Here is a 26,056-nt window from a genome sequence, read left to right on the forward strand (position 1 = left end):
CCTGCTAGTAAACTTCAACAGGCACTAATAGGTCATTATGTACCACCGCTTTTTCAAGTAAATAAATAGAAAACGTTGAACCGACACCGACCTCAGATTGCACCGTGATCTTACCGCCAACTTCACTAATAATACTCTGACTCACCGACAAGCCTAAACCTGTACCGCTACGACGCGTGGTAAAAAATGGGTCAAAAATGCGCGCTAAATTATCTTCGCTAATACCACAACCATGATCGCTAATGTGCACAGCCGCACCGATAGTATGACCTTGATCATCAAGCCAATCTTCCGTTTTAATTTTCAGCAGACCTTGATCATCCATGGCATGCACACCGTTCATCTGTAAATTAACCAGCACTTGCAATAATTGATGACGATTTGCTTCCACACAACATTTAGCATCTAATTGTGATTCGACTTGTACGTTGGCTGACTTCGTACCAGAACGCACTAACGTCAGACTTTCCTTGACGATATGATTTAAATGCTGCCAAGTCACTTCATCTTGCACTCCACCTTGACGGCTGTACTGCAATAAACTGCGGGTAATATTACGGATACGATCAATTTGTTCATGTATCGCTTCAAGCTCTTCCGTTACGCGTTGGCTATCGTCACCGAGCTCGAGTTGCAACAATTCGACATTACCTAAAATCACGGCCGTCGGATTATTAATTTCATGGGCAATACCAGCGGTGAGTTCCCCCAGCGCAGCGAGTTTTTCACTCATAATCAGCTTGCTGCGAGTTTGGTTTAACAACTTAATGTACTGCTCTAACTCTTGGGTTTTATCATGCAAGCTTTGAGTTCGCGTACGTACTTTATCTTCTAGCTCCGCAGAGGCTTGTTTAATCAAATCATTACGTTGTTGCAATTGATCTAACATGGAATCAAATTGCTGACCAAGCGCAGCTAATTCATGATCTTTACATAACCCCAGATCACCAATGCGTCGATTTAGCCCTAGCGGCACCACTCGAACCACATTGTGGATCTTTTCTATCGGCCTAAATAAATCTCGCGCACCACGATATACCAGCCCACCAGAAAGTAATAGCACCGCAATAATACCGACACTAAATTCAGCAATATTCGTTAAAAAAGTCTCAACTAAGGGCCACTCTAAATAACCGGTATACAGCATACCAATGACATTACCGTCATGATCTCGTAGCGGTTCATACGCCGATATGTACCAATTATCATAAACAAACGCACGGCCAGTCCAATCTAACCCATCGATAAGAACTTGCTGTTTGACCTCTTCTGATACACGTGTACCAATCGCACGACCATTAAGCCCTTCACTGTCTAATGGTACATTGGTACTCACACGAATATCATCCATAAACAGCGTTACCGTACCAATACTACCAGCCGGTAATGACCCATCGGTGTAAACAAGTTCTCGGATACGATCGACAAGTAACGTGCTGTTGTTCAGCAACATACCACCATCAATAATCCACTGGAGCTTATTATTATCATCAAAGATCGGCAATAAATTACGACTCACCAAGCCATTCGACTCTAGCTTATTTTCACCTAATAAGGGGATTTGAGCATTAATCGCTAGTTTGTCATTTAACGCGAGCAGTTTCTTATTGTTTAATACTTGAAAAAACGCCTGTGATTGACCTGTTAACAGTAGTTTTTGGCTAACGAGAGGAAAGCTCGCTAATGCCGATGCGGGATGTAAGACGACAAAATCTAATTCATTATCTTCTGCTTGTTGTTTTACCCAGGCAGCTAACTTAGCTTTGTCTGTGCGTAATAAATGCTGAAAATCGTACGACGTAGTCAGCGATTTAAGCTGCATACGCTGTTCTTTTTGCAATAATTCAATACTATTATGCGCCACCGCGAGATCGGCTTTGACATTCATTAATGCATTTTGCCAGGTATAAGTCACCGTCCAATACATCGTCAGTGCGAACAGTGCAAATAACGTCAGAATGATCGGTACTGAGGTCAGTACCAACAAACGATAACGCACCATAGTCCGAAAGCGTTTAATCCATAACAGTATAAATTGTTTCATGTTCATAAGGCAGCTTCATCCACCCATTCTTTATATTTACGCTCTAACGTTTTACGTGCCACGCCAAGCTTACGCGCCGCTGCTGATTTATTGCCTTCATGAGAATCAACAACCTGCATGATATGGGCTTTTTCGACTTGTTTTAATGTCCATGCAGTAGGATAACAATACTGTTCTTCATCACCATCGACGACAGATGAGCAGTGACAAGGGCTCGTCAAATTAGCTTCATCCATACGCGCTTGATCAAATGTGCCAATAGCCGACCTTGGTAACGGTTCGGTCTCACCTTGCAGCTCTCGCCAATATTCAGCTGGCGGTTTACCCAATAAAATACAGCGTTCCATCAAATTACGTAATTCACGAATATTACCCGGCCAATCATAGGCTTGCATGGCTTGTATATCTTCGTGTGTCCAACTCACGCCCTTCATCCCCAAGTCATTCGATAATTTAAGGGTGAAATGATGTGCTAATGCCGGAATATCTTCAACACGATCACGCAGTGGCGGTAGATCGACCGTTAATACATTTAAACGATAGTACAAATCTTGACGAAAACGTCCGGCGTCAACTTCTTCTTTTAAATTACGGTTAGTCGCCGCAACAATACGTACATCGACGGGGATTTCGCGCTCTCCCCCCACAGGTCTTATGGCTTTTTGTTCTAATACCCGTAATAGCGAAGACTGCATGGCCAATGGCATTTCCCCAATTTCATCAAGAAATAAAGTACCACCATTGGCAACACGAAACAGCCCTTCTCGACTTTTCTTCGCGCCAGTAAATGCACCTTGAATATGACCAAATAATTCACTTTCTAATAAGTCTGGGGCAATAGAGCCGCAATTTAACGGCACAAAAGGACCATTACGTAAGCTCAATTGATGTAACGCACGCGCCACTAATTCTTTACCTGTACCAGATTCCCCTTCCACCAATACTGCCGCCATCGAAGGTGCAATTTGCGTGATCAGTTTTTTCATCGACAAGGTTTTAGCTGCATCACCAATAATATCAATCGGAAAAGTGCGTTCAATATCGCGTTGCAAAGCAAAGTTCTGGCGTTCAACTAAACGGCGTTCGATACAACGACTCACCGATTGCATCATTTGTTCAAGATTAAACGGTTTTAAAATAAAATCCGATGCGCCTGCACGTAAGGCTTTAACCGCAGTATCTAAATCGGCGTAGCCAGTCATGAAAATAACATCGCTGCGGCGCGTTTGCGGATCAAATGCTTCATGCCACTCAATACCCGAACGACCCGGTAAATTGATATCGACAATCAATAAATCAAAATGGCAACGCTTACGCAACTCTTCACCTTCTTCAATGCTGCCAGCGGTATCAACTTGCGCAAATTTTTTGCTTAAGGCTTTCTTTAAGATCGCGCGCATACCCGGCTCATCATCAACAACAAGTACAGAGACAGCAGCCCAAGAGGGAGAAGACGTAAATTCAGACATAAATATAAATAACTACCGTAATTTTTAAGTTGCGACATTTTGTCTCATATCGACTAGCAAAGTCAAAACTGTTTCAAGCCTTTATTTTCATTCAATTTATTCATTATATTATTTACCTTTTAAATTAACCACTTATTGGTAAGTATAGTGTTTTGTATGGCTTATTATTTAATTTGGCATCTAATTTGCTTTATATCTACAAATAGGGTTATTTATCAATATCAAAACACACTGTGTAGCATAACTATAATTCGTTACTAAAATTTTATGCAGTAGCCCTTTACTCATTCACTTATGACTTGCGTCTAGCAATAACTTAACGTCAGGAAGACCTAATGACTGTAAAACCGATGACATTTATCCAAACATCACTCGCGCTATTAGCACTTGCAACAACAGCAGGTGTTCATGCCGCTGACGACATGAAGATCCGTTTGGCTACGACCACCAGTACTTATCATTCAGGGCTACTTGACTTCTTATTACCAGAATTCAAAAAAGACACAGGTTATACCGTTGATGTTCTTGCTGCTGGTACCGGTAAATCCCTACGTATGGGTCAAAATGGCGATGTTGATTTAGTCATGACACACGCAGCAAAAGCAGAAGCTAAATTTGTTGATGCTGGTTACGGCGTGCTACCACGCAAACTCATGTATAACGACTTTGTATTGGTTGGACCAAAAGCAGATCCGGCTAAAATCAATGCCGATAAAGATGTTGTGAAAGCACTCGCCGGCATCGCCTCTTACAATGCAACGTTCATCTCGCGTGGTGATGACTCAGGCACGAACAAGAAAGAATTAGGCCTGTGGGCACAAACTAAAATGGAACCGACCTTTACAGGCTACAAAGCCGTAGGCCAAGGCATGGGACCAACACTCAACATGGCGTCTGAACTGCAAGCGTATACATTAACAGACCGTGGCACTTGGTTAGCTTACCAAAACAAACTCGACCTGAAGATTGTAGTACAAGGCGACAAACGTTTATTCAACCCGTACCAAGTTATCTTAGTTAACCCAAGCCGTTACCCAAGCATCAACTATCAAGGCGCGAAGATCTTCAGTGATTGGTTAGTTAACCCGAAAGCACAAACAATGATTAACAGCTATAAACGTGGTGGCGAGCAATTATTTGTTGCCAATGCCAAGTCTTAATCAACCTATTGGTCACTTAGATATTTAATGAACATTTGGCAAACGACTCAAGACGCAGTACAACTTCTCTTCAGTGGCGATATGGCACTGTGGGGGATTGTGGGGGTGTCATTTTCAGTGTCTTTGCTGGCGATCACCTTGGTACTCGTGCCAGCATTAGTGATCGCCTTTGCCCTCGCCTACGGAAAATTCCCTGGGCGTTGGTTAATACTATCCTTATTTAATACCTGCCAATCTATCCCAACCGTGGTGATTGGCTTGTTACTTTACATGATGCTGTCTCGCGCCGGTCCGTTAGGTGATTGGCAAATGCTATTCACGCAAAAAGCGATGATTTTGGGACAAATGATGGTGTGCTTTCCCATTTTAGTATCAATGATGCACGCTGCATTTCAAAACAGTGATCGCCGCGCTTGGGAAACTGCACTGACATTAGGGGCGAGTTTACCCCGCGCATTGTTAAGCTTAATGTGGGAGTGTCGATTCCCACTACTTGCAGCCATTATCGCCGCCTTTAGCCGTATTATTACCGAAGTGGGCTGCTCTATGATGGTCGGCGGTAATATTCTCAATTCGACACGTAATATCCCTACAGCAATCGCCCTTGAAAGTTCAAAAGGCGCATTTGCACAAGGGGTGGCCCTAGGCATGGTGTTATTAATCTTAGCCCTAGGACTTAATTTCTTATTATCTATCGCCCGTGGTAAAGCCCACTTGCGTACCAATTAGGCTGAGGTAAGGTCATGTCGCAAATTACTATTCAAGCAGAAGATATCTCGATCCGCTTTAAAGATCGGCTGCTTTTTCACATACCTCATCTTAAGTTCGGCCCGCAAGAAGCTATCTATCTCACCGGCGGTAACGGCGTGGGTAAAACCACCCTGCTAAAAATATTATCCGGTTTACAAAGCCCAACCACTGGTACTGTTAACCTCCAGCACCAAGGCTGGTTTGAACGATTATTTAAAAGTAATGGCAAAAATGGCGTTATCTATATGCACCAAACACCGTATATGTTTGATGGCAGCGTATTGGATAATGTCTGTTATGGTTTAAAATTCGCCCTAAAAGGCCGCCAAGAACAACGAAGTGAAGCGATAACTGCGCTACGTATGGTAGGGTTAGAGACCTTAGCTAATGAACATATTTCGGTATTGTCAGGTGGCGAACGCCAGCGGGTGGCGATGGCAAGAGCCTGGGTACTAAAACCCAGCGTGCTATTAATGGATGAATCAAGTGCGAGTATGGATAAAGAATCCATCGAACGCCAAGTGGTGTTAGCTAAAGATTTGCTCGAGCGCGGCTCAACACTCGTCATCACCAGCCACCAGCAAAACGCCCTGACCGCACTTTGTCGCCGTCAATGGTGCATTAGCAATAGCAAACTAATCGAACGAGCAGATTTACAGCTCATTAAAAAAGAGAAGGATAACTATGCTTTCGGCTGAACAAACAAGTTGGGTAATTTTAGCAGGCGGGCAAGCAAGCCGCATGGGTGGCAATGATAAAGGCTTAGTTCAATTAGCGGGTAAAGCCATGATTGAACATGTTATCGATACCTTAGCACCACAGACAGCTGAAATTGCAATTAACGCCAATCGCAACCAGGACGACTATAGCCAATACGGTGCGGTGTTTGGCGATAAATTACAGGGTTATCCGGGACCACTCGGTGGCATGCATGCTGCGATTTTACATTTAGCAGACGCAGAGTGGATTGGCTTTGTACCTTGTGATTGTCCACAACTACCTCATGATTTAGTCGCGCGTATGGCCGCAGCTTGCCAAGCCGATACCGACATCCTCGTTGCCCATGATGGTGAACATATTCAACCCGTAGTAACGCTATTACATCGCCGTATTTTACCTAAATTAGAAGCTTTTTTAGATAATGGTGATCGTAAAATCATCCTATTATATCGTCAATGTAATATGCTTACAGTGGACTTTAGCGATCAGCCAAATGCCTTCGTTAATTTAAATACCCCTGTAGAACTAGCCCAATTTGGACAACAATAAATTACCCATAATAAATCACCAACAATGAGTCAATTACAATGAGTAAGCATCATGAGTAAAATCTACGCGTCACTGCCTTTACTTGGCTTTGCAGCCTTCAGTGGTACAGGTAAAACAACACTACTTGAAGCCATGTTACCTAAGCTAGTCGCGCGTGGTATTCGTGTTGCCGTGATTAAACATGCACACCATGACTTTGATATTGACCAACCAGGCAAAGACAGTCACCGCTTGCGTAAAGCAGGTGCAAGTCAAATGTTGATTTCATCACGTTGTCGCCGTGCATTAGTCACCGAAACGCCAGCTGAAGAAGCAACATTACCGCATTTAATCACGCAGTTAGATCAAACTCAGCTCGACCTTATTTTGGTTGAAGGCTTTAAAAAACTCAGTTTCCCTAAGATTGAATTACACCGCAGCGAAGTGGGTAAGCCTTGGCTGCACCCAACAGACAATAACATTATTGCTGTTGCAGCAAATGTAGCGGTTCCCGCACCGGAATCGACACAACCGTCACTCCCCCTACTCGATATTAACAATCTTGAGCAGATCACCGATTTTGTGGTGAGTTTTATCCAAGGTGAAATCGATACCAATGCTGCCGTAAAACCACAAGGTTTGCAGTGTGGTGATTTAACACCACAAGGCATGTTATCTGTTGCCGAAGGTCGTGAGCGCATTCTTGGTCATATTGTACCAATTGAGCAAACGCAGACTGTTGAGTTAAAATCAGCTTTGGGTCAAATTGTCGCATGTGACATTTTATCACCTGTCAATGTACCGCAACACACCAATTCAGCAATGGATGGTTATGCCATTCGCGGTGATGATTTAGCACGTGAAGACTATACGGTCGTTGCTCATGTGATGGCTGGTCACAGCTACGACTTACCGCTCGAAAAAGGCCAAGCAGTACGCATCATGACAGGTGCAGCTGTACCAGAGAGTGCTGATACTGTAGTCATGCGTGAGCAAGCTGTGCAAACAGACTGCACTGTAAATAATGTGATAAAAAGTACGGTACACTTTGATTTGAGCATGGCAGCCATTCATCAAGGCCAGAATGTACGTCAAGCAGGTGAGGATTTAGCACTAGGCCAAACGGCTGTCGCTGCGAATAGTAAGATCACAGCGCCAGAGCTAGGCATGATAGCATCGCTCGGGATCAATCAAGTCTCCGTAAAAAGACCGGTACGCGTAGCGATATTCTCCACTGGTGATGAAGTTCAGCATCCGGGTGAAGCGCAAAAGAATAACTGTATCTACGATTCCAACCGCTACACCTTACACGCGATGTTAACCCAAGTCGGTTGCGAGGTGATTGACTTAGGCATTATCGAAGACAGTGAGACAGCATTAGCAGCGACTCTGCAACAAGGCAGCGCACAAGCTGATTTGATTTTATCTTCTGGTGGTGTATCGGTTGGCGATGCTGATTACATTAAGACTGTATTAGACAAACTCGGACAAATTAACTTTTGGCGAATCAATATGCGTCCAGGTCGTCCCCTTGCCTTTGGCCACATAGATACAACGCCATTTTTCGGCTTACCGGGTAACCCCGTGGCTGTGATGGTGGTATTTTTACAATTTGTCGAACCTGCGATCCGTAAGTTGCAAGGCATGGATAATTGGCAGCCACAAGTATTCAATGCAGTGGCAACAGAAAAATTCCGCTCTCGCCCTAATCGCACTGAGTATACCCGTGGTATTTTTGGGTTTGATGCAAATGGTCGTTTAACAGTAAAAAGTACCGGACAGCAAGGCTCAGGCATCTTACGCTCGATGAGTGAAGCGAATTGTTTAGTTGAAGTATTACCTGAACAGGCAAATGCAGAAATTGGTGATTTGGTGCGTGTAGTGCCACTACAAGGTCGTGTTTAATCACGATCGGGCTTGTCCGTGTAAATAACGCATCTGACGCAGTGTTAGCAACAACATAGCGTTAAATAAAATAGTGGCGTGCTCACATCACGCCACTATTTCCTCTTGGTGACTTCCTCTTACCATTCACGACTACTATCTATCCCGTTTTACTTTCTCAATTAAATCTAAAGCTTCATTATTACTTCATTATTTTACTGAAATGATCACTCACGTATTTTTCACTCCACAAGAAACTGATATGAAAAAACAAATAAATAATCATAAAGGAGTACTAATAATGCGAAGAACTGCACAAGGCTTAATAATTCACCGGCTCAATCATTGACAACATATTTCGCTGTGCTAATTATGTTTCATCCAGAAGGTATTATCTTAATTCGATGAATGTAAATTAAATGAGTACATATTTTCCGGAATGGACTTTCTGGTTTTGACTACGGACCAGAAAATAATGGATATATGCCTAGCATTGGCATGCGATAAGGAATGATCATGTTTAAACGTACACTTCTATCTATTTTTATTGGCTATGGGGTTGTGCTTAACAGCTACGCAATGACCCCACAAGAAGATCCACTTAATCCTACCGGATTTATAGTTTCTCAATCAGATATTCAAGCGGCGGAAGATGCTAAAACATTGGACCCTATGTATGATATTTGGGCTCAAGCATTACGCACACAACCTAACACAGTGGTCGACACCATTGAACCAGGTTTAGCGTCAAACCCAGACAATGTTAAACGCTTAGAACGTGTTTTTCCACAAGCAGAATGGGACTTCTTAACGCAGATGGCAACTCCTGAATATACCTACACACGTTTACTACGTGCTGTTGGTAAATTCCCTGCATTTTGTGGAGAGTACACAGATGGCCGTAACTCAGATGCCATTTGTAAAAAATCAATCATTACTGCATTCGCTCACTTTTCACAAGAAACGGGCGGGCATATTGCTAAAGACAATATCTCAGACAACCCGCAAGCATTAGAAGAATGGCAACAAGCGCTTGTACACGTTCGTGAAATGGGTTGGTCTGAAGGCCAAGAAGGCTATACAACAGGTTGTGGTCAAAATGATTGGCAAAATGCCCGCTGGCCATGTTCTCCAGGACAGGGTTATTTTGGTCGTGGTGCAAAACAACTTTCTTACCACTTTAACTACGGTATGTTCTCTGAAGTCATGTACGACGGCGATGCAACGGTACTGTTAGATAACCCTGGTTTAGTTGCTGATTCTTGGTTAAACCTTGCATCTGCTATTTGGTTCTTTTTAACCCCACAAGCACCAAAACCAGCAATGTTACATGTTATTGACCGTACATGGTCTCCATCACAGCGCGAAGCAGATGCCGGTATTACCTATGGTTTCGGCACAACGATTAACGTGATTAATGGCGGGATTGAATGTGGGGAGCAAAACAAAAATAAAGGTCAGCCAGTAAACCGAATTCGTTACTGGGAAGGGTTATCAGCACACTACCAAATACCTCTTGAGTCCGATGAGAAAAACACCTGTTACCAACAAACCCCCTACGGCAGTATTAACCTGAATGGCGCAACCGATGTGCTGTATACAAACTGGGATGGTAACTGGAAGTATTACGCAGATCGTCCAGGTGGCGCTTCGTTTGAGTGTGAATTAGTTGGTTTCCAAACCGCTTATTCGGCTCTTGTACCAGGTGATTATGGAAAATGTGTAACAAACTTCTATGGTTCTCACGCTGGCTGGCCTGAAGTACGTATAGTACCTGACAGTGAAATACCTACAATACCAACAGAACCGACAGACCCCGGAGCAGGCGGTGTTGCGGCTTGGGATACCAGTAAAGTGTATGCTTCAGCGGGTGAACAAGTGAGTTATAAGGGCTCTATCTATGAAAGTAAGTGGTGGACACAAGGTGATTTACCAGACGCAGGTGGTCCATGGTTATTCATTAAGGCAGTAACAACGACGCCCGTGGCAGCAACGTCTGCAGACTTTGCATCGACGGATTTCATCGCTTGGGAAGCTGGTGCATCTCAAGTTGCTAACGGGGACAAAGTAACAAATTCAGGTAAGTGTTTTATTGCTAAAAATGCTCCTGGCGTTTGGGATACACCAACGGTTTCTAACAATCTATGGGACGAAATATCTTGCCAATAAATACTGTATCACTTTAGCGTAAAATTAAAATCCCTCGTCAGCTGACGGGGGATTTTTATAAAGAAAACACCTACTTATCTTGTGACTCAGACTGTGTTATCAGACGACTCCTATCTAGCGAGTTACCACCCGACTATTTATCTTCTGGCTTTGCCTTTGACGCTGGCTCTGTAGTCGACTGATTCTCTGGTAAGTCTTTTACTTTTTCATACCAAATATCATGGTGCTCTTTCGCCCACGTTTCATCAACTTCACCAGTCACCATGCCCTCTAGTGATGCTTCGATACCCACTAAGCCAACATAGATATGGAATACAAAACCACAGATCAATACTAACGATGCCAGCATATGAACTAAGTTAGATAGCTCCATGTCACGACGTGTCTGATCAAACAACGGGAAATCCAGCACAAAACCACTAAAGGTAATAAATACACCACAAAATATCAGCAACCAAAACAGCGCTTTTTCACCACCGTTAGAGAAGTCTGCAGATGGGTGCGAACCTTTATGTTTACCGACCATTCCGCCCATTTTCATGAACCATTTGATATCGACTTTGGTAAACAGACTCTTACGCCACCACTTAATCATCACCGTAAACAGTAAAATGGCAAACAAAGGGCCAACATAGTTGTGATACTGCTTCGCGCCATAAATAATCATGGCCCAGATATCACGGGGAATAATCGGTTTAAGAAAATGCTTACCATAGACCAGTAATAGCCCTGTCACTGCCAAGCTTAAGAAGGTAAATGCCATACTCCAATGCAGTGTACGGTCAACCAAACTCCAACGCTTAATTTTACGGCCAGTTTTAGCTTTACTCAGCTTTAATGGACCGATAGTGAAATAAGCCAGTACCACTAATCCGATACTGCCAAAGATCGCTAATGCACCTAATGGTGACATCCACTTTTCTTTGAGAATAAACCAAGCTTGTCCAGGTACACTAATCAGCACACCGTGTTCAGGTGACTTTGATGTCGTGTAACCCTCTTGGCCATCTCGCACGGCACGCCAATAATCAGCGCCAGCAAAACCAGCAAGCTCACCTTGTACTGACGATTCGCCTAAACGTTCACTGCGCGTCTTGCCATCTGCGGGTTCACTCGCAAATGCTGACAAGGTAAAGCTCAGCATTAATACACTCACTAGCAGAGTGAACCAATGTTGAATTCGCTTAGTCATTAAATCTCCTCACTGTGTCTACACAACAGCGCTAAATAGACAGCGGTTTATAACGAAACCAACTGCCTCTATTTATATTAAAACTAATCGATATTAAAGATAATCGATTTACAGCCAACCAGTAGGTATGAAAAAAACAGTCATAGTCAATTCATACCCACATAATGACAACCAGTTAACTTGCATTAACCAACACGCCTAGATTAGCTTTCTTGTGGTTTGCTCGCGTCATAAGCAAGGTCAGCAGTACTTGCCCAACCTGCATTCTTAGCACCACGGGCAACAACACGCTCAGCATAAACATCAGAGATCTTAGATGCATCACCAGCAAGCAAGGCCTTAGTAGAACAAAGTGATGCACACATAGGTAACTTACCTTCAGCGATACGGTTGGCGCCGTATTTTTCTTTCTCTTCAGCTGAACCGTCTTCTACATTTGGTCCACCAGCACAGAAGGTACACTTGTCCATCTTGCCACGTTCACCAAAAGCATCTTGCTTTGGAAATTGCGGCGCGCCAAATGGGCAGGCAAACAAGCAATAACCACAACCAATACACAGATCTTTATCGTGTAGTACAACACCATCTTCAGTACGCTCAAAGCAATCTGCAGGACAAACAGCCATACACGGTGCATCAGTACAATGCATACATGCCACAGAAATTGAGCTTTCACCTGGTTCACCGTCGTTTAAAGTAACAACACGGCGGCGTTGGATACCCCATTCAAGGGCATCATCATTTTCGTTCTTACATGCGGTAACACAACCATTGCATTCAATACAACGTTTCGAGTCACACAGAAATTTCATACTCGCCATCGGAATGACTCCTTACGCTTTAGATATTTTACAGAGGGTTACTTTCGTTTCCTGCATTTGTGTCACAGGATCATAACCATAGGTTGTTGCAATGTTTGCTGATTCACCCGATACATATGGCACCGAACCTTCAGGGTAATTACCACGTAAGTCTTCACCTTGGAAATAACCACCAAAATGGAATGGTAAAAAGGCAAGACCCGGCTTAACACGGCGTGTAACCATTGCTTTAACGTGGATACGGCCTTTTTCAGCGCCTTCAACCCACACCATTTCTCCGTCTCTAAAGCCTAAGTCGTTAGCATCTTTCGGGTTAACTTCAACAAACATTTCTTGTTGTAATTCTGCTAACCAAGGATTTGAACGCGTTTCATCACCACCACCTTCATACTCAACCAAGCGACCCGAGGTTAAGATAATTGGGTATTCGCCCGATACATCTTTTTCTTGGATTGATTTGTATAATGTCGGTAAACGGAACATCGCTTCACTGTCATCCCATGTTGGGTAATCAGCAACTAAATCACGACGAGGTGTATACAAAGGTTCGCGATGGATTGGCACTGCATCAGGGAACGTCCACACCACAGCACGGGCTTTAGCGTTACCAAATGGAATACAACCGTGTTTAATTGCCACACGTTGAATGCCACCAGATACGTCAGTTTTCCAGTTTTTACCTTCTGCTTTTAGCTTTTCATCCGCAGTCAGTTCATCCCACCAGCCAAGCTGCTTAAGTAGCTTATCACTGAACTCTGGGAAGCCACCTTCCAACTCACAATCTTTTGAATAACTGTCAACAGCCAGCAAGCTTTCACCATTACGTTCCACGCCAAAACGGGCACGGAAGTTACCGCCACCGAGTGCAACAGGCTTAGATGTGTCATAAAGAATATGGGTACCAGGGTGCTTCATCTCTGGCGTACCCCAACATGGCCAAGGCAGACCATAAGTCTCACCATTAGCAACACCACCTTCAGCTTCGAGCGTCGTTTTGTGGAATGTATGCCAATTTTTCTGATGGGCTTTCAAGCGTTCAGGACTTTGACCTGTATAACCAATCGTCCACATACCTTTATTAAATTCACGGGTAATATCTTCAATCACAGGTTGGTTATTTTTAACCTCGATATTCTTGAACACTTGCTCCGCTAAACCTAATTTTTTCATCAGCAAATACATAATTTCATGATCAGGTTTTGATTCGAATAGTGGCTCAATTACCTTGTCACGCCATTGAATTGAACGGTTTGTGGCAGTCACTGAGCCCGTTGTTTCAAATTGCGTTGTCGCTGGTAGCAAGTAAACATTATCAGTACGACCATTCATTACTGCTGCAACACCTGGATACGGGTCAACAATAACCATCATGTCCAGTTTACCCATCGCTGTGCGCATTTCTGGTCCACGGGTTTGTGAGTTAACTGCATGGCCCCAATAGAACATGGCACGGATATTATCGTTCTGTTCGATATTGTCTTTATTCTCTAATACGCCATCAATCCAACGCGATACCGGAATACCAGCATGGTTCATTGGCAGCTTGCCGCGATAGTCTTTTTGATCAAAACGGTTTTTCAGCCATTCATAATCAACATCCCATACCCCAGCCCAATGTTTCCATGCGCCTTCAGACAAACCGTAATAACCCGGTAAGTTATCTGATAACACACCAAAATCCGTTGCGCCCTGTACGTTATCGTGACCACGGAAAATATTAGCACCGCCGCCAGATTTACCCATGTTGCCTAACGCCAGTTCAAGGATACAATAAGCACGCGTATTGTTATTACCCGTTGTATGCTGGGTACCACCCATACACCAAACTACACAGCCTGGGCGATTTTCAGATAACAGTTTTGCCGTTTCATAAACTTCTGCTTCCTGCACACCAGATACACGTTCAACTTCTGCAGGTGTCCATTTAGCAACTTCAGCACGAACTTCTTCCATGCCATAAACACGTTGATGGATAAATTCTTTATCTTCCCAACCGTTTTTAAACACGTGATATAGCACGCCCCAAACGAAGGCAACGTCAGAACCCGGACGTAATGATACGTAATGATCAGCTTTTGCTGCTGTACGAGTACGACGTGGATCAGCAACCACAATTTTACAGCTGTTCTTTTCTTTGGCGATGAGGATATGCTGCATCGCAACGGGATGCGCTTCAGCTGGGTTTGAGCCAATGAACAAGATTGATTTACAATTATGCATGTCATTCAGCGAGTTAGTCATCGCGCCATAACCCCACGTATTTGCTACACCCGCTACTGTTGTAGAGTGACAAATACGTGCTTGGTGATCGACGTTGTTTGTGCCCCACATCGATACCATTTTACGGAACAAATACGCTTGTTCATTGTTGTGTTTTGCTGAGCCTAACCAGTAGACAGAGTCAGGGCCGGATTCTTCACGGATCTTAAGCACTTGCTGACTGACTTCTTCAAGAGCTGTTTCCCAGCTCATTTTTATCCATTTACCGTTAACTAGCTTCATTGGATATTTTAGACGTTTGGCACCATGGCCATGCTCACGCAATGCTGCGCCTTTAGCACAGTGGCCGCCCGCATTGAATGGGTGATCAAATGCAGGTTCTTGGCCTGTCCACACACCTTCTTGCACTTCAGCATAAATACCACAACCCACTGAACAGTGAGAGCAGATAGTACGTTTAATTTCCACTGGCGATTCAGGGTCAACTGATTTCGCTTCAGCCTTTTTCATCATACCCGGTGCGAACATGCCCACACCAACAGCACCACCAGCGGCAGCGATTGAAGAATTGCGCATAAAAGCACGGCGTGAAATACCGAGTTGTTTTTCGTCCTTACTGACCGTATCGGAACGTTTAGTTAATTTCATTTAGAGCTCCGCTTACAAAGTATCGTAATAATCACGAATGTGTTGAGTTTCATGGTAACCTGTTGTTTTTTGTTGTTTATCATTCTTTTCTTGGCTATCAACAGACGCATTCGCAGTGGTGGATACACCCGTTGCGATAGCACCTACTGCAACACCTAAACCAATGTTTTTTAACAGTTGGCGGCGGTCTTCATCCGGCTTATTTTGTTTACTCATCGAGCTTGCTCCTTATCGTTATTATTTTTTTACGTCGATAAAACGTATTTTTTCAATACTTAAAAATTGCCATGCTAATTCGGCGACCGCACTGTAAAACACAGCACTTTTCGCTTTTTTCAAATCTAGGCAAAAACGTTCAAACCAAGTGTCGATATGACGATTAAAAAACTCGGCTTGATCGCGATGATTACTTTCGCTCACCAACATGGTCATCACTTCTAACAAGGCGGCGATATGATCTTCTGGTTCTTTCACTGATTCATCACGTTGAAAACCCAGTTTTTTCAAATCATGACGCAAATGCGCAAGCGGCATTTCCATTAATGACCCAGTAAGAAACCAAGAGCCAAACGGGACAATTTCACCATGGCCGATACCAATAAACAGGTCTTGATATTCATCTTCAGCGGCGGTTAATAAGGTTTTCTGTGCAGCCAACTTCAATAGTGGCCAAGCAGCTGACATGCCCGTGGTTTGAATTAATGCATTCGGCGCATCAACGTCGAGATTAGCTAACCAATCAATTACCTCTGCATCCGGTGCTTTACGTAATAAATGTGCAAGTAAGCTGTAAATATCGATGCGCAATGCAGCATCTTCAGTAAATGACTGTGACATATTTTGTGATCCCATAATGTAGCCCTACACGTTCAACTGACGGAGTGGATCGTCAGCCATATCTGAAAAAATATCGCGAACACGACAGTCTTCACACATAGATAAACGGCGAATAGCATCACCTTGAAATTGGCTGTGACCTTGAAGTTTTTCCGTTAACATGGCAATCATCGATGCAGGTGCAAACGCTTTGCCACAACTTAAACAACAAGCCGCTTCTTCTTCGTGGATCATCACCGCACTACGACGGCTTTCCGCGTCCCAGTTAAGACCCGGTTTAAGGCTTATCACTTGTTCTGGACAGGCTTTCTCACAGAGACCACACTGCACACAATCTTGTTCTCTAAATTGTAGACCAGGACGGTCACCAACAGCATGTAATGCACGCGTTGGACACACTGCAACGCACCCCATACACAAGGTACAGTCATCAGTTTTACATTCAATGCCGCCATAAGGTGCATTTTCAGGCATCAGCGAATGTGTCGGTTGCAGTGGACTTTGGGTAGATAATTTATCTAGCGCAGTAAATAATTTGTCACGTTTAGTGCCAGCGAGTTGCTCTGCTAACACTGCGCTATCCATTACGGCGATCTTATTCTCAACAACAGGTAATACAGGTTGAGTAAACGCCACGAAATCCGCTGCCGAATCTAAATCAAACAAACAAATGCGCCCAGCTTCAAAACCCATTTCAGTTAAGAAGGTATTGGCAATGGTTAGTTCATCATTAAGCACGCGATCAATCGTCGCCGGGATATAGGCGATATTAGTGGCTAGTAATACTTGATGCGCACCATAGAGTAAGGCACTAAACCAAGTATCAACACCAATCGTCGCCAGCTCTTCTAAAGCAATAGGGATAACATTTGATGGTAATAACGGTAATTTTTCTGCAACCGTTTGTTGGTCACGATTACCAAAGAATAAGATCGTTGGCTGTTCGCCGCCCGCCATTTGATAGCTGTTTAATAAGCGGTAAATAAAATTCTGGGTCTTTTCTGGCTCTGGTAATGCGTAAGTAATCGCTTCTGTTGGACAGGCCGTCGCACATGTTCCTACGCCTTGGCATAAGAACGGATTAATTTCGATAGCGTGACCATTACTGGTTAACGCGCCCGCAGGACAAGCATCAACACAACGTGTACAACCGCCGACACCACGCGATGAATGCGCACAGATATCATTATTTAAACGAAAGTATTTTGGTTTATCAAAGGTACCTAACATTTCCGGTAACGTTTCAATGACATCCGCAATCGCTGCTTTACCGCTACCAACAGGGTAATAACCCGGCGCGGGGATCTCGGTTTGAATAAGGCTATCTGCGCTCATATCAACCACTAAATCGAAGCTATCACCACCAATCGTCACTTCCGCTAAATTGGTGTAAGTATTCAGTAAGCTACCCGCTACACGGCAGTTCACTTCGAACGCACCAAGGTAACCTTTAATTGTTACTTCATTACTAAAAAATACTTTGTCATTGGTATTGCTATCGCTCGTCGCTGGCGCTACATCTGTGGCAGCAGACGTAGCCAGTAGTGTTACTGAATTCAATGTTGCAAATTGTGGTGCGAGTCCAGCGACCGTATCGTAAGCACCAATAATCAATAAGTTGCCACGACTTTCGTAAGAAACCGTCGGCGGGATCAGATTAGATAATTCAGTCGTACCAGCAATCGCACTTAAACGCGCTTGACCATTGCTATCGACAAATGTTTCTAGAATACTTTTTAACATTGTTATTCCTGTATCTCGTCACCGCTATAAGGATGTCGATTAAACTGCGAGTTATTACCCGCGGCTCTTTTCTAGCGTACGGTTATATCCGTACTTTTTAATCTAGCTATTTTACTGTAGCTAATAGAGCAATAACCGAACCAACTTTTAACGGAATAAAATGACCTATAAAGAGTTAAAGTCAGAGAGGGATTGTTTACTTATTCCCAAACGGGACATAATGTCGCTATAAACAATTACGTATGGAACAAAATGTCCCGAATTTAAATGGGGTTATTTGTCCCTTTATGTCTCACTTGTCTGTTGAGGCTGTGCCTGAAACTGATTTTGTTGTTCACTACCGCAATTTTTTTCACCACCGTAAGACGTCGAACTATTATCAGTCGTGATAGATTGAGTCGTTTCATCAACAGATATTTGAGGGTCTACTATTACTCCCGTTTCCGGTTCAGTTTCAGTGGTGGCTAATACTTCATTTCCTTCAACGAGTTCAGTGTCTTCAACCAATTCAGCTTCAGGCTCTTCCAATACTGTCTTAACCCAACCACGCAGCTGTTTCGCAATACTCTCGTCAAGCTTAGGAATATTAGAAAAATCCTCGGTGTGATCATCCATATCACTGATATAGTTGAATTCATCAGCATGAAACAATTTCGCTAACGCTGCTTTTTTTACTGATTTATCAACGCCATGCTGTAAAAATGAAGCGACACCACTATCAAAGGTAACCTTATCTGCATCATCGATAGTGAGTTCAGCTTCGACCTGCTCATCAATAACACCTGTCGATAACTCTAGATCCGCAGCCGATTCAGGGGTAGGGGCTGAAATATGCTCAATATCCAGCTCTGCATCGCGCTTTAGGGTTAGCTCTGAGCCCTGATTTTCAGTTTCGACAACAGCGTCTTTATTTACTACTAAATCAGTTTCTGCAGGGTCTTTTGCCGCCAATGAGCGATCTGACCAACGTTGAAAAAAGTTACTGGCCACTTGAACGCCCTTTTCTGTCTTTACAACGTTTCTTTTTAAATTCAATCAGTTCGCCATTTCTACCGATGAATGCTTCCATCCAAGCTTGCACTGGTAATGGCATTTGAATGTGCAACACTTGATAGTCGCCATCCATATAACTACTCGCAACACTTTGCGCAGCAGTGATCAGTAATGGTGTAAACTGCTCGTCAGTCACTTCACAGACAATAAATAGGTGAGGGTCTTGTGAGCTTAAGTTAAAACGGTAATCAGTCCGTTCGTCGCGGTATAAGAATAACGTTCGTTCATAGTAAGTCGTGCTACCAACAGTATCGTCACTCTCTTCTGCTGCAATGCTCACGGGTGCTTGCTGATACAACGCAATATCTTCAATAGACCAAGACAAGGTCGTCCAACGCCCAACTTGTTTTTCTTCAGAACGAAGACTGAAGGCGATTGGCCAGCTTGATTCGTCTTTCGCTAAGCGCTTATGTTCATCACCATTATTTAGGTGCTTATCTTCATCACATAGTTGCACACATGCTCCTTTATTCTATTTTTATAATTATTTAGAATTTTTTACCTAATCTTCCCCTACTCAGCAAAATTTAGACCAAGTTAGAAAGAAATGACAAATAAACAGGTAATACCCAAGTTACTTCGAAGCTTAAGCGTAAGTTGGAATGAACTTTGCTTTACCTCTTCATAGATATATAAACCAGCAGGAATTTCGGATGCCGCAATTACCAAAAATAATTAGAACCAATTCTTCAGTTGAACACACCATGACCGTTGATATCATGGATGAATATGGCGATACCATGACCAAAGAGATCGCCTGCGAACACCCTCTCACGATCTACTTAAACTGGGTAGAGATAGTGACAGTAATGACACTCGGCGCACGTCCTGCCGATCTGGTATTAGGTTATTTAAAAAACCAAGGTTTTATTGAAGACATTGCCGCGATTGAATCTGTCATTATTGATTGGGATACAAATTCAGCAGCTGTGATCAGCCGTGAAAGTACCGATGGATTAGAAGAGAAGCTAACCAAGAAAACCGTTACCTCAGGCTGTGGCCAAGGCACTATGTTCGGTAACGTAATGAAAAAATTAGAAGGCGTGACACTGCCACAACCGACATTACGTCAATCAAAATTATATGGTTTGTTAGAAGCTTTAACACATCACAACGCAACATATAAAGCAGCTGGTGCAGTGCATGGTTGCGCGGTATGTAAAGACACCGAGATCCTGTCGTTTGTTGAAGATGTAGGTCGCCACAACGCCGTTGATACTTTGGCTGGGGAAATGTGGTTAAAAGGCCAAACGGGTGAAGATAAGATCTTTTATACGACTGGCCGCCTTACGTCAGAAATGGTCATTAAAGTCGCGCAAATGGGTATTCCAGTATTGTTATCACGATCTGGTGCAACACAAATGGGCTACGATTTAGCGAAAAAGTTAGGTATTACAATGGTCGCGCGTGCTAAAGGTAATCGTTTCCAAGTGTATAACGGGATGACGAACTTGATCTTAGATGTCAAAGGCCCTGACGCAGAAGAGCAAGCAGCTATCGGTAAAACTGCATGAGCGAAAATTTCCCCGCGTTCATGAATGTAAAACAAGTGGCTGAGTATTTAGACCTGAATGAAAAAAAGGTCTACACCCTGGCGAACGATGGCCATTTACCTGCAACAAAAGTCACGGGGAAATGGTTATTTCCTAAATCGATGTTAGATAAATGGCTACTCGAATCTTGCCATAACGGCGTGCTGAATGATCGCTTACTTATCGCAGGCTCAGACGATCCATTATTACAATTAGTTGTTGGAAAGATGGCGCAGAAACTCGGCAGCGCGGCATTGGTTGGTTATACCTCAACAGGCACGCGCCAAGGTTTAGCCATGCTCAGTAAAGGCCATGTGGATATATGTGCGATCCATTGGGGTCATGCAGAAGAAGCAGCCTTGCGCCACCCAGCTTTATTACAGCAATATCCAGGACATAAAAACTGGGTACTGATCCATGCCTTTGAACGCCAGCAAGGCTTAGTCGTGAGTAAAGAGCTAGCTGATTTAGTTAATTCACGGTCGTTAAACTTGCAAGAATTACTCACTTCACGTTGGCGCTGGGCACTTCGTCAAGAAGGCGCTGGTAGTATGCGCGCGTTGGGGGAATGGTTACACAATCATGCTTACACTGTCGATATGCTTACCGCTGCAGAAACCTGTCACAGTGAACGTGAATTAGCATCGTGCATTGCCCGTGGTGAAGCAGATGTCGGTTGTGCCAGTCAAAGTACTGCAGGCGAATTTGGCTTGGGTTTCATTCCACTCGGCACTGAAGCGTTTGAGTTGGTGATCCCGAAAAATATCTACTTCCGCACTTTGCAACAGCAATTACTGCAGGCGTTATCGTCGATGGAGATCCAAGCCAAAGGCGACCAACTTGGCGGTTATAACTTCAGCCGTACTGGCCAACAAGTGTGGAGTGCCAGTTAGTACAAGTACTGTAGCAATTATGCGACACTTTATTAGTTACACCCTACGACTATGGCAAATATTAGGTGTAAAAAAGCCCAGATATCGAAACGCGGTCTGGGCTTAATTACATTACCTTACTGGAGTTCTTTTATTCTTTATTCGCTATTCGTTAACTTTTTAAGCAACCTACATCGCTGCATTAAAGATAGCGCAGATCTCTTCATGCGTTGCTTGTTTTGGATTCGTAAAACCACAAGCATCATTCAATGCATTTTTAGCTAACTCAGGGATATCTTCAACTTTCACGTTTAAGCTTGTAAGTCCTGTTGGAATACCAACCGCTAACGCTAATTCTTTAATTGATGCAATCGCTGCTTCAGCACCTTGTTCTGGTGTCATTTCTGTTACATCAACGCCCATCGCTTTAGCAACATCACGTAGACGTGCAGGACACACTTGTGCGTTATAAGCCTGTACATGTGGTAGTAACACCGCATTACATACACCGTGTGGTAAGTCATAGAAACCACCTAACTGATGCGCCATTGCGTGTACATAACCTAGTGAAGCATTGTTAAATGCCATACCAGCCATGAATTGTGCATAAGCCATTTGTTCACGCGCTTCGATATTCGCGCCATGCTCTACCGCTGTGCGTAAATGCGCCTGGATCAGCTCCATCGCTTTAATAGCCACCGCATCTGTAATTGGTGTCGCGGCAATTGATACATACGCTTCAATAGCATGCGTCAATGCATCCATGCCCGTTGCAGCAGTTAATGATGCAGGTTTAGCTAACATAAGTTCAGGATCATTCACTGACATTAACGGTGTCGTATTTTTATCCACGATCGCCATTTTGATATGCGTCGTTTCATTCGTGATAATACAAAAACGTGTCATTTCAGAAGCCGTTCCCGCAGTGGTATTAATTGCCACTAATGGTAACTGTGCTTTTTCTGATTGATCAACGCCTTCGTAATCTGCAATATTGCCGCCATTAGCAGCAACTAACGCAATACCTTTCGCGCAATCATGCGGTGAACCGCCACCTAACGAGATGACAAAGTCACATGCTTGCGCATTTAATATTTCCAGGCCACTAGCAACATTGGCTGTAGTTGGGTTTGGCTGAGTACCATCAAAAACCGCAGATTCAACATCGCGAGCAGTCAATAAATCTTGCACTTGTTTTACCATGCCGATGCTATTAATCACTTTATCAGTGACGATTAATGCTTTTTTGAAACCATGAGATTTGATCGCGTCAGCTGCTTGAACTAGACAACCAGCGCCCATTAGATTGTATGCAGGAATAAAGAATGCAGTGCTCATAATATATCTCCAAAAGAAATTAATAATTGTTGCTGCAATACACTTTGCAAATGCATTGTAAGCAATAATCATCTAGCCGAACCAACCAGCTAACCACTATGAGGTAATTATAACGTTTATCCCTACAAAATAAATGGCTTTATACAATGAGCACAGCTTTACTACCCACTTTGGAATAGCTGTCACATAATTCAGTAATTTAGATGTTAATTACAGCATCCGCAGTGGGTGGTTCTCTACAGTCCAAGGCGAACTGAACAAGTTATCAACAAAATTAACCGGTACCGTATCCGTTTCCTGATATAACCAATGTGGTTGATTATCTTTATCAACTAACAAAGCCCTTACCCCTTCGACCAGATCAGCATTTAAACAAACCTTCACAGCGAGATCTAATTCCAACTGGAAGCAAGCAGCCAGAGAGAGATCGCGATACTGGTTTACCTGTCGGTATAAGATATGTGCCGATATAGGACTACCTGATAGCAATTTTTTAATACTGGTTTGTAACCAAGTATCTGCACTGTCTTGCATTTGAATGCACGTCATCACATCTGCGAGTTCAGTATAAGCACTCAATTGAGTAAACAAGGCTTGGTGCTGAGCTAAATTACCAGCCGCAAAGTCAGCCTCGGCATATTGCGCCGTGAGCAGCTTATCAACTTGGTGATGATGTAGCTCTGGATCATACTGCCAATCAAGACTCGTTAATGCCTTTATCACAACGGCATATTTTGCAGCAGGAATTAAATACTCGCTGAGCCCAAGGTATTTGGCGTCATTGGCGTTAATACTTGCACCTGTTAAGCCTAAAAATAACCCGACACCTGGATGCGGTAAGCGATTTAAGAACCAAGTAGCGCCAACATCAGGGAATAAACCGATAGTGATCTCCGGCATAGCAATCCTAGCCGTCTCGGTGACGACACGGTGACTAGCCCCCATGAACAGCCCTAATCCGCCCCCCATAATAATACCGTCACCCCAGACAATCAGCGGTTTACCAAAGTTATGTAATAAATAATCAACCTGATACTCTGCGATAAAGTAATCGCTGACGATCTGTTGCTTCGCTTCATTGCCATCGGTATTCACTAACGCTTGTTGTAATGATTTTACATCCCCACCCGCGCAGAATGCTCTTTCACCCGTACTCGTTAATAGCACACTAACAATGCGCTTATCATCTTGCCAAGCGAATAATTGTTGGCGTAGCAATGGAAACATATCCGCACTTAATGCATGTAACTGACGCGGCTTGTTAAGGGTGATAATGCCAATGACATGGCCATCATCCGTGGCTAATTCATCAAATAATACGCTGGCTTCCATGTAAACTCCGACTGAACAAAAAACCAGTGTAGCGAGATTGGCAGGCTAAATTCAACTAGCTAAGTTGCTGATTGTGATGTTCACAAAGTAGATTTAGCTATTTAAGCCATCATTTAACGACTCACATCATGGTGAGACTGATTGTGAGATACCCAAAATACTCACGTTGTGGCATAATAGCCCCACAAAATCTAGAGGATTAATTCAATGTCTATCGAAACAACGTTATTACAACGCAGTGGTTCTAAATGTGAAATGTGCACAGCAGAATCTAACCTATCAGCTTATGAGCTACCTGAATCACCAGAAAAAAGCTCTGACTGTGCAGTAATGCTTTGTGGTACTTGCCTTGATCAAATTAACAACCCAGATTCGCTTGATGCAAATCATTGGCGTTGCCTAAACGACAGCATGTGGAGCCAAGTACCAGCAGTACAAGTACTTGCATACCGCATGCTTAACCGTTTAGATGCAGACTGGTCACGTGATCTTCTTGATATGATGTATCTAGAAGAAGACGTAAAAGCATGGGCTGAAAAAGGCGTGCTAATCGCAGCAATGACCGATACTCCAGCACGTGACTCTAACGGTACTATTTTACAAGCTGGCGATAACGTAAACATCATCAAAGATTTACCTGTTAAAGGTTCAAGCTTAGTGATCAAACGTGGTACAGCCGTACGTAATATCGGTTTAACAGATAATCCATTACACATCCAAGGCCGTGCAAACGGTACTGCGATGGTGATCATTTCTGCATACTGCAAAAAAATGTAATTTGCTTAGTCAGCCTCGTTCTTAATGACACGTTGAGAACGAGGCGACTAAATCAGATCAAAAAAGGCCAGTTACCATTCTGATAAAGAAACGGTAACCGGCCTTTTTTATATGCGGATGTTTATATTGGTATAAATATCCGCATATCGTTAATCTAACAAATAGCGTTAGCCATTATTAGCCAACGATTGCGTTATGGTAGATATCTTGAACGTCATCACTGTCATTTAGTGCAGCAAGGAAGCGTTCAAACATTTCAGCATCATCACCAACTATTTCAGTTTCGATTTGTGGTAAGAATGTGATGTCTTCTGCATCAAATTCAATAGCTGGAAATGCTTCTGACAATGCAACTTTAGTTTTGAAGAATTCAGTGTGTGGAACATAAACAGTAATCGTACCATCTTCATTCTCTACATCAGCTACATCAACTTCAGCTTCCATTAATGCTTCTAATACTGCATCTTCGTCATCAAATTTGAATTCAAATACAGCTTGATGATCAAACATGTGCGATACAGAACCTTGCGCACCCAATTTCGCGCCATTCTTAACGAATGCCTGACGAACATCAGTAAAAGTACGTTTACCGTTATCCGTTAGACACTCAACGATAACCATACAGTTACCAGGGCCAAAACCTTCATAACTTGCACGTTCATAATCTTCACCGCCAGCGCCAGCTGCTTTTTCGATAGCGCGGTCAATAACATGCGTTGGTACTTGGTCTTTTTTCGCTTTTTCAATGATTCGACGAAGACTTAAGTTGTTGTCAGGGTCACCACCACCCGTTTTTGCGCATACATAGATCTCTTTACCATATTTAGAGTAGATCTTAGTTTTCATGCCAGCTGTTTTAGCCATCGATAATTTACGGTTTTGGAATGCTCTGCCCATCTTAATTCACTCTCATTTTAAATTTGAAATAAATACGGATCGATTTTAGCAGGATTAACACCATTTTTTC

Annotated in this window: 22 protein-coding genes; 9 read left to right on the forward strand and 13 right to left on the reverse strand. The window is 43.3% G+C overall.

Going from position 1 to position 26,056, the window contains the following annotated elements; all coding sequences use genetic code 11:
* Positions 1 to 4: 4 nt before the first annotated feature.
* The gene (locus JFU56_RS05740; protein ID WP_198436303.1) at positions 5 to 2,050 is read right to left on the reverse strand and encodes a HAMP domain-containing sensor histidine kinase; all 2,046 of its coding nucleotides are present in this window, start codon (positions 2,048 to 2,050) and stop codon (positions 5 to 7) included.
* Positions 2,047 to 3,513 carry a sigma-54 dependent transcriptional regulator gene (locus JFU56_RS05745; RefSeq protein ID WP_198436304.1) on the reverse strand — a complete coding sequence of 489 codons (1,467 nt, stop codon included), beginning with the start codon at positions 3,511 to 3,513 and terminating at the stop codon, positions 2,047 to 2,049. Before JFU56_RS05745 ends, JFU56_RS05740 begins: the two co-directional genes overlap by 4 nt.
* Before the next feature lie 335 nt (positions 3,514 to 3,848).
* On the opposite strand from JFU56_RS05745, the gene JFU56_RS05750 reads away from it, so the two are divergent.
* From JFU56_RS05750 to JFU56_RS05775, 6 genes are all read left to right on the forward strand, one after another.
* Positions 3,849 to 4,673 (forward strand): substrate-binding domain-containing protein, encoded by an 825-nt coding sequence (locus JFU56_RS05750; protein ID WP_198436305.1) that lies wholly within the window; start codon positions 3,849 to 3,851, stop codon positions 4,671 to 4,673.
* 27 nt (positions 4,674 to 4,700) lie between these two features.
* Positions 4,701 to 5,402, forward strand: coding sequence for an ABC transporter permease (locus JFU56_RS05755; protein WP_198436306.1), 702 nt, complete (start codon positions 4,701 to 4,703; stop codon positions 5,400 to 5,402).
* 14 nt (positions 5,403 to 5,416) lie between these two features.
* Complete coding sequence (locus JFU56_RS05760) at positions 5,417 to 6,121, forward strand: energy-coupling factor ABC transporter ATP-binding protein (RefSeq protein ID WP_198436307.1); 705 nt, start codon at positions 5,417 to 5,419, stop codon at positions 6,119 to 6,121.
* Positions 6,108 to 6,692, forward strand: coding sequence for a molybdenum cofactor guanylyltransferase MobA (gene mobA / locus JFU56_RS05765; RefSeq protein ID WP_198436308.1), 585 nt, complete (start codon positions 6,108 to 6,110; stop codon positions 6,690 to 6,692). Before JFU56_RS05760 ends, mobA begins: the two co-directional genes overlap by 14 nt.
* 51 nt (positions 6,693 to 6,743) lie before the next feature.
* Positions 6,744 to 8,576 (forward strand): bifunctional molybdopterin-guanine dinucleotide biosynthesis adaptor protein MobB/molybdopterin molybdotransferase MoeA, encoded by a 1,833-nt coding sequence (locus JFU56_RS05770; protein WP_198436309.1) that lies wholly within the window; start codon positions 6,744 to 6,746, stop codon positions 8,574 to 8,576.
* Positions 8,577 to 9,071: 495 nt separating this feature from the next.
* Positions 9,072 to 10,724 carry a chitinase gene (locus JFU56_RS05775; RefSeq protein WP_198436310.1) on the forward strand — a complete coding sequence of 551 codons (1,653 nt, stop codon included), beginning with the start codon at positions 9,072 to 9,074 and terminating at the stop codon, positions 10,722 to 10,724.
* 133 nt (positions 10,725 to 10,857) lie between these two features.
* Here JFU56_RS05775 and JFU56_RS05780 read toward each other — a convergent pair whose 3' ends face one another.
* The 8 genes from JFU56_RS05780 to JFU56_RS05815 all read right to left on the reverse strand — a co-directional run bounded on the left by JFU56_RS05780 (position 10,858) and on the right by JFU56_RS05815 (position 19,695).
* Positions 10,858 to 11,916, reverse strand: coding sequence for a formate dehydrogenase subunit gamma (locus JFU56_RS05780; RefSeq protein WP_198436311.1), 1,059 nt, complete (start codon positions 11,914 to 11,916; stop codon positions 10,858 to 10,860).
* A 203-nt stretch (positions 11,917 to 12,119) separates the two neighbouring features.
* Positions 12,120 to 12,737, reverse strand: coding sequence for a formate dehydrogenase FDH3 subunit beta (gene fdh3B, locus JFU56_RS05785; protein ID WP_198436312.1), 618 nt, complete (start codon positions 12,735 to 12,737; stop codon positions 12,120 to 12,122).
* 12 nt (positions 12,738 to 12,749) lie between these two features.
* Complete coding sequence (locus JFU56_RS05790) at positions 12,750 to 15,605, reverse strand: formate dehydrogenase subunit alpha (protein WP_198436313.1); 2,856 nt, start codon at positions 15,603 to 15,605, stop codon at positions 12,750 to 12,752.
* 12 nt (positions 15,606 to 15,617) lie between these two features.
* Positions 15,618 to 15,821: a twin-arginine translocation signal domain-containing protein gene (locus tag JFU56_RS05795; RefSeq protein ID WP_198436314.1), complete on the reverse strand. Its 204-nt coding sequence runs from the start codon at positions 15,819 to 15,821 to the stop codon at positions 15,618 to 15,620.
* 21 nt (positions 15,822 to 15,842) lie between these two features.
* Complete coding sequence (locus JFU56_RS05800) at positions 15,843 to 16,457, reverse strand: molecular chaperone (protein ID WP_198436315.1); 615 nt, start codon at positions 16,455 to 16,457, stop codon at positions 15,843 to 15,845.
* Positions 16,458 to 16,466: 9 nt separating this feature from the next.
* Entirely contained in the window at positions 16,467 to 18,185 is a 1,719-nt protein-coding gene (locus JFU56_RS05805) for a 4Fe-4S dicluster domain-containing protein (RefSeq protein ID WP_198436316.1), read from the reverse strand.
* Positions 18,186 to 18,470: 285 nt separating this feature from the next.
* The gene (locus JFU56_RS05810) at positions 18,471 to 19,175 is read right to left on the reverse strand and encodes a DUF3306 domain-containing protein (protein ID WP_198436317.1); all 705 of its coding nucleotides are present in this window, start codon (positions 19,173 to 19,175) and stop codon (positions 18,471 to 18,473) included.
* Complete coding sequence (locus JFU56_RS05815; RefSeq protein WP_198436318.1) at positions 19,165 to 19,695, reverse strand: DUF3305 domain-containing protein; 531 nt, start codon at positions 19,693 to 19,695, stop codon at positions 19,165 to 19,167. The genes JFU56_RS05810 and JFU56_RS05815 overlap by 11 nt, the downstream gene beginning before the upstream one ends.
* A gap of 196 nt (positions 19,696 to 19,891) precedes the next feature.
* On the opposite strand from JFU56_RS05815, the gene JFU56_RS05820 reads away from it, so the two are divergent.
* Positions 19,892 to 20,752 carry a formate dehydrogenase accessory sulfurtransferase FdhD gene (locus JFU56_RS05820; protein ID WP_198436319.1) on the forward strand — a complete coding sequence of 287 codons (861 nt, stop codon included), beginning with the start codon at positions 19,892 to 19,894 and terminating at the stop codon, positions 20,750 to 20,752.
* Entirely contained in the window at positions 20,749 to 21,663 is a 915-nt protein-coding gene (locus tag JFU56_RS05825) for a helix-turn-helix transcriptional regulator (RefSeq protein ID WP_198436320.1), read from the forward strand. Before JFU56_RS05820 ends, JFU56_RS05825 begins: the two co-directional genes overlap by 4 nt.
* 168 nt (positions 21,664 to 21,831) lie before the next feature.
* On the opposite strand, the gene yiaY is transcribed toward JFU56_RS05825, so the two are convergent.
* Both yiaY and JFU56_RS05835 read right to left on the reverse strand, forming a co-directional pair.
* The gene (gene yiaY, locus JFU56_RS05830) at positions 21,832 to 22,980 is read right to left on the reverse strand and encodes an L-threonine dehydrogenase (protein WP_198436321.1); all 1,149 of its coding nucleotides are present in this window, start codon (positions 22,978 to 22,980) and stop codon (positions 21,832 to 21,834) included.
* Positions 22,981 to 23,190: 210 nt separating this feature from the next.
* The gene (locus JFU56_RS05835) at positions 23,191 to 24,312 is read right to left on the reverse strand and encodes an enoyl-CoA hydratase/isomerase family protein (protein ID WP_198436322.1); all 1,122 of its coding nucleotides are present in this window, start codon (positions 24,310 to 24,312) and stop codon (positions 23,191 to 23,193) included.
* A gap of 207 nt (positions 24,313 to 24,519) precedes the next feature.
* Here JFU56_RS05835 and JFU56_RS05840 point away from each other — a divergent pair, with 207 nt between their 5' ends.
* The gene (locus tag JFU56_RS05840) at positions 24,520 to 25,089 is read left to right on the forward strand and encodes an alkylphosphonate utilization protein (RefSeq protein ID WP_198436323.1); all 570 of its coding nucleotides are present in this window, start codon (positions 24,520 to 24,522) and stop codon (positions 25,087 to 25,089) included.
* 177 nt (positions 25,090 to 25,266) lie between these two features.
* On the opposite strand, the gene JFU56_RS05845 is transcribed toward JFU56_RS05840, so the two are convergent.
* The gene (locus JFU56_RS05845) at positions 25,267 to 25,986 is read right to left on the reverse strand and encodes a YebC/PmpR family DNA-binding transcriptional regulator (RefSeq protein ID WP_198436324.1); all 720 of its coding nucleotides are present in this window, start codon (positions 25,984 to 25,986) and stop codon (positions 25,267 to 25,269) included.
* Positions 25,987 to 26,056: the final 70 nt, after the last annotated feature.

The sequence above is a fragment of the Moritella sp. F3 genome (genome assembly GCF_015082335.1).
GTDB lineage: Bacteria > Pseudomonadota > Gammaproteobacteria > Enterobacterales > Moritellaceae > Moritella.